Annotated in this window: 3 protein-coding genes; all 3 read right to left on the bottom strand. The window is 26.6% G+C overall.

The features are described 5' to 3' along the window. Positions 1–1,491: 1,491 nt before the first annotated feature. On the bottom strand, positions 1,492–2,445 hold the full coding sequence (locus I2H23_RS14790; RefSeq protein WP_195582003.1) for a hypothetical protein: 954 nt from the start codon (positions 2,443–2,445) through the stop codon (positions 1,492–1,494). A 288-nt stretch (positions 2,446–2,733) separates the two neighbouring features. Then, positions 2,734–3,291 (bottom strand): hypothetical protein, encoded by a 558-nt coding sequence (locus I2H23_RS14785; protein WP_195582001.1) that lies wholly within the window; start codon positions 3,289–3,291, stop codon positions 2,734–2,736. Between the two features lie 835 nt (positions 3,292–4,126). Continuing rightward, the gene (locus I2H23_RS14780; RefSeq protein ID WP_195581999.1) at positions 4,127–4,651 is read right to left on the bottom strand and encodes a hypothetical protein; all 525 of its coding nucleotides are present in this window, start codon (positions 4,649–4,651) and stop codon (positions 4,127–4,129) included. Positions 4,652–4,835 lie beyond the last annotated feature (184 nt).

The following is a 4,835-nucleotide window of genomic DNA, read 5'->3' as shown; positions in this document are numbered from 1 at the left end:
ATAACTAAGTAGCTAATACATTTGTATTGTGCAACAAATAAACAACAGTTATGCAACTAGTCGCTAAATATGTATTTAGGGAATAGTTAAAGATGTAATTACTTACTTTTTAGTATTTTCAATACTTTCAGCGTTTTTAATATTTTTATCAATTAAACAATATAAGCAAACTTAATTATATTAAAATGGCTAAATTTTATATAATTAAAGTAAATGTATGGTTTTCGATTATTAAATTAAGTTTTTTAAATCTAAATCATTATATTCCTTTATTTTATTATTTTTAATAAATGGTTAAAGGAAGTCTTAGGTCTAAACACCCCCTCCTATTTTTAAATCATATATTTAAACCAACTTTCACGAGATAACGCCCTATTTTCTTTGCAAAAATTTTTAGTTTGAAGGGCAAAGGGGTAATGTACTATTCAAATTTTTTCATAAGGGGAAATTTTTTAAGTTAATTGGAGCTGTACAATAAGAAGTATTAAATCTAATATGCAATAAATAAAGACGGTATCATTACACCGTCAATCTAAATAACTTATAGAATATGCTTATTGATAAAAGTATTATCGCTATAATCTGTAATATGTTAGTAAAGGTTAGTTTTGTTTTCATAGATACACCCCTTAATTTATTAGCTTATTAACTCTTATTATATCTCTACATACTAACGCCTTTCAACCTACGGTTTTCAGTTGTTACTAACGCATTGAGATTATTAAAAGTCTATCTTCGATATACGACATTTTAACAACTCAATTTTGTTCTATGTGTTTTTAAGGTATTTGTTTAATCTAATTGAATAGATAAATATTTTACTATATGAATAATTAAACTAATAACCTAAATAACCAATAGGAACTACGACCGTTTTATTTTAGCTTAGTTTTAGCTTATAGGTTTATCCTATAATGGAAAACTAATGGAAAATAAATAAGTGTCTTAGTTCAGAAAACGCCAACCAAAGTAGTAGATAGAAACCTAATAAGTATATAAGGCGTTTTAAGAAGTACTTTTTGCCGTAGGCTGATTAATATTTGTTCGCACGGCTCACAAAGTCCATTGATAAGTGATAACAGATGAAAGGCATTTTTTGAGCTTTTTTGTGTAGATTTCAACGTTTATAAGGATTTTGGCAAGGGTCAAAAACCTCCACATTTTTGGGTGGTTTTGGTATTGAAAGCATAGATTTAAGTATTTTTTATACAATAAAAGGTTATAGCCACTGTTGGTTATAACCTTTAAGAACTTAAAACCTTTAGTACGTTGGTATTACTTACTTTATGGGTTAAATCTTACTTTATTCATATAAACATAGGGCGGTAACGCAAACAAACGTTGAAATTTCAATAAAATACCCTTAAAAAAGTGGTCGCAAAAATACGGCATTAATATTCATTTTGGTCGCAAAAATACGGCATTGAGTATTTCCAATGGTTTCAGACGTAATAAAAAGCACTTATCAATTAAGATAAGTGCTGTATAAATCTATTTATTTTGTCCTCTAAAAAAATAAGTATCTGCAACCCAACGAAGTTTATTAATATCATTGCCACTATAAACAACATATGGATTAATAAAGAAGAAATCTTTATCACTCATATAGATATATGCAAATAGCTTATATTCTTTATCCTTAACAATTACTTTTATACTCTCTAATTCTTTAACTAACTTTCTTAAATTCCCTTTGCTATCCTCTAAGTTCAACAATGCTCCTATTTCTTTAAGGCTCATTGGATTTGAGTTACTTTCTAATTCATTAGGTGTATTGCATATCATATTATTAGAATAATGAACAAAAGGTATAAGCTGATATACTGTTGCTAAAGTCTTATGCTCCTTAGCTTTACAGCTTTCATATATTGCTCTAATTGTATCTATAAACAACCTACAATAACTCTGATTAGCCTTGTCCATTTCTTCAACTTCGCCTTTGATGAAATACTCTGTGTTAATATAGAACCTCTTATCAACCTCATATATTAAGCTATTCTCTTTCATATCTTTAAGGAACTTTTTAAACGCTGTATCTCCTAAATTTAAAGTAGTTTGTATTTGTTTTTTATTCATTGGCTCATTAGGTTGGAATTTACCTTCTTTGCTCTTAGGTTGATATACTATTAATCCTTTTTGTTGGTAATCCATATAAGTAGATAAATAGATTATACGGCTTACATTAGATTTGTCTATATTGGTATTATTAAATAGTATTTCATTCTTAGCATAAATCATATTAATAAATCCTCCTAAGCTATTACAATGCTTTTTAAATTCATTCCTTTGGTTTAAAAAGTATCTTTGTTTTGCCGTTAATTTCTTTCCTTTGTCTTTTATAATAACTTCTTCATTGTCTTTTATAACTCTATCACTTTCAACTTGTCCGTTTTTTTCAATTATAATAACTGACTTTTCTTGTCTATTCCAATTTTCTATAATCATCTTTTGTTTGCTCCTATTCTTTTGTATTTGAATAGGTAGTACAACAAATATAATCACTCTTATTTAATTTGTACGCACAAAATGAATATGCATATTGAAATATGCACATACTTTTAGTATACTAATAATGAACAAATTAAATAAGTTTCTGATAGTGATTGCAACAAATTGCCGTTTGTTGTAATACCTTAAATATACGAGATGTAAGGATTGCCGTCCCTACATCTCTTTTTACATTATATCATATTTTTAGTGTCAATCTAGCCATTTTATGGTTTTATAGACAGCTTAAGCTATCTTTTTCCTATCCATAATCACCTTTACAGCACCGTCTTTTACCTCTGTTAAGTTGCTATCGACCTTCGATAGTAGTATCGTGTGTAGCTCTAGTATCTCACCATAGAAGTCCATACTATGGTAATTAGTGGTAAATTGTTTTTCTAGCTTTCTAGCACTCTGTATGCTCTCACATCTAGCAATAATACTAGCATTATAGAATAATAGATAATCTATTTCTTTAGCCGTATAACTGGTTTCAAACTGATAAAATAACTTCAACTTATTTATAAAAGCTTTTATTTCTTTAGATACATTTATTCTATTGTTTTCAATTGCATTTTTCCAAGTGCTACTTCTAGCATTTAGATTATATTTATTTGAGCTTCCAATGTAGACATAGATAGATTTTTCAAGTCCGTATTGTTTCAATAGTTTTGTATCATATTGAGTCAAGTCCCATATTCTTTTATATACAAATGGATATAGCTCCTTAGCACCTATTAATATTATTTGATTACCGTCATAGGTAAACTTATTTCTTTTATTCCTACACTTATTTAAGTTCATTACACCACTTCCTATATTATCTTATTGACTTATATATCAATTACACTTTTAAAACGCCTTAGAATTGATTTAAATAGCTTATAACGTTTTTATTATTTTGAAACCATTGCAATTACTAAGGTCTAAAGCCTAATTTTTTAAATGAAATTCATCTTTTATTTGTTCGTATGATATTGTTGTACGTTTGTTGCACATCAGTATTTAAGCATACGAATTTATTAAATTATAGTAAAGTTATTTTGATAATGTAAAACATATTGAATATACAAGAATTTAGTGGCATAATAGCATTATAGTAATCATTTTAATTACTATCCTTATCAGTTAACCTGATAATGTTGTTTGTTTGGAAGGAGTGGAGTGGTTTCCACTCCTTTTTAATTTTAAAGTGATCTAACCCACTTTATAAAGTTTTTAGAATTTCTTTTGCATTATTGTAGGTAATAACTCTATATCAAAATTCGTGCGTACAATGTACATGATTTGTGTGTACAAATTTAAACTTATTTTTATAAATCTTAATTTTATACATACTTTGTGCGTACAAATTAAAAGACACTCTTATTTTGAGTGCCTTTCTTCTATTACTTTAATTTTTTGATTAACTCTGAAAGTTAGTAAATCAATCTTGATTATCAAATCATCAAGAAAACATAATAATCTATTAAACATTGTATATGCTCCTTTACACTATCTTATATATTATTTTAATATAATTGCATAAATAAACACCCACTTAAATTTCATTATCGGAATTTATTTTTTATAAGAGTAGCGAGAAACCCTATAAGAGTACTAAATAAAAAAACAGCACTAAGAAATACTAAAAATGATTTTACTTATCATATTCATTTAGAAAATTTTCTAATGCTGTGCTGATTATATCACTTATCTTATATTGATTATTTTTACTGCAATATTCCTTAAATCTTTGTTGTATATCTGTATCAACTCTATAAGCTCTTACTACAGTTTCATTTTTATAGAACTTTATTTCTTTATTGTTACTTTGTTGTAGTTGTGTATTAGTTGTGTTGTTGTTACTTAGTTTCTTTAATTGTTTCTCTATATCTTTTATACGTTTCTCTAAGTTGTTATATTGCTCTAATGATATATTTATATTATTAGTACTTTTTACATTCTTAGAATTGCTGTTATTAGCTTTTTTAGTATCTGTATCAGTAGCTATGTACTTATTATCAACCAATGTATAACCCTTACTTTTAAATCTTTTTCTTATGGTTGCTCTATCAATTCCAATATTTTCACATACTTTAGTTAAACTTATAAGCTCTAATTGACTATTTATATATTGTATTTGCTTTGTTATTTCTAAGTTGTTGAATTGTTGTTTATTCATTAAAATAGTTACCTCCCAAAAGTTTTATATATTAATTATACAATAACTAAGTAGCTAATACATTTGTATTGTGCAACAAATAAACAACAGTTATGCAACTAGTCGCTAAATATGTATTTTCGGATTAGTTTTAACTTTTTCTAGTATTTGCAATACCTTTCACACTTTTTTATAAGCTAACTTA

Source organism: Romboutsia sp. BSD2780061687b_171204_C1, from assembly GCF_015560225.1.
Classification (GTDB): domain Bacteria; phylum Bacillota; class Clostridia; order Peptostreptococcales; family Peptostreptococcaceae; genus Romboutsia_C; species Romboutsia_C hominis.
This window is presented reverse-complemented; position numbering and strand designations above follow the sequence as displayed.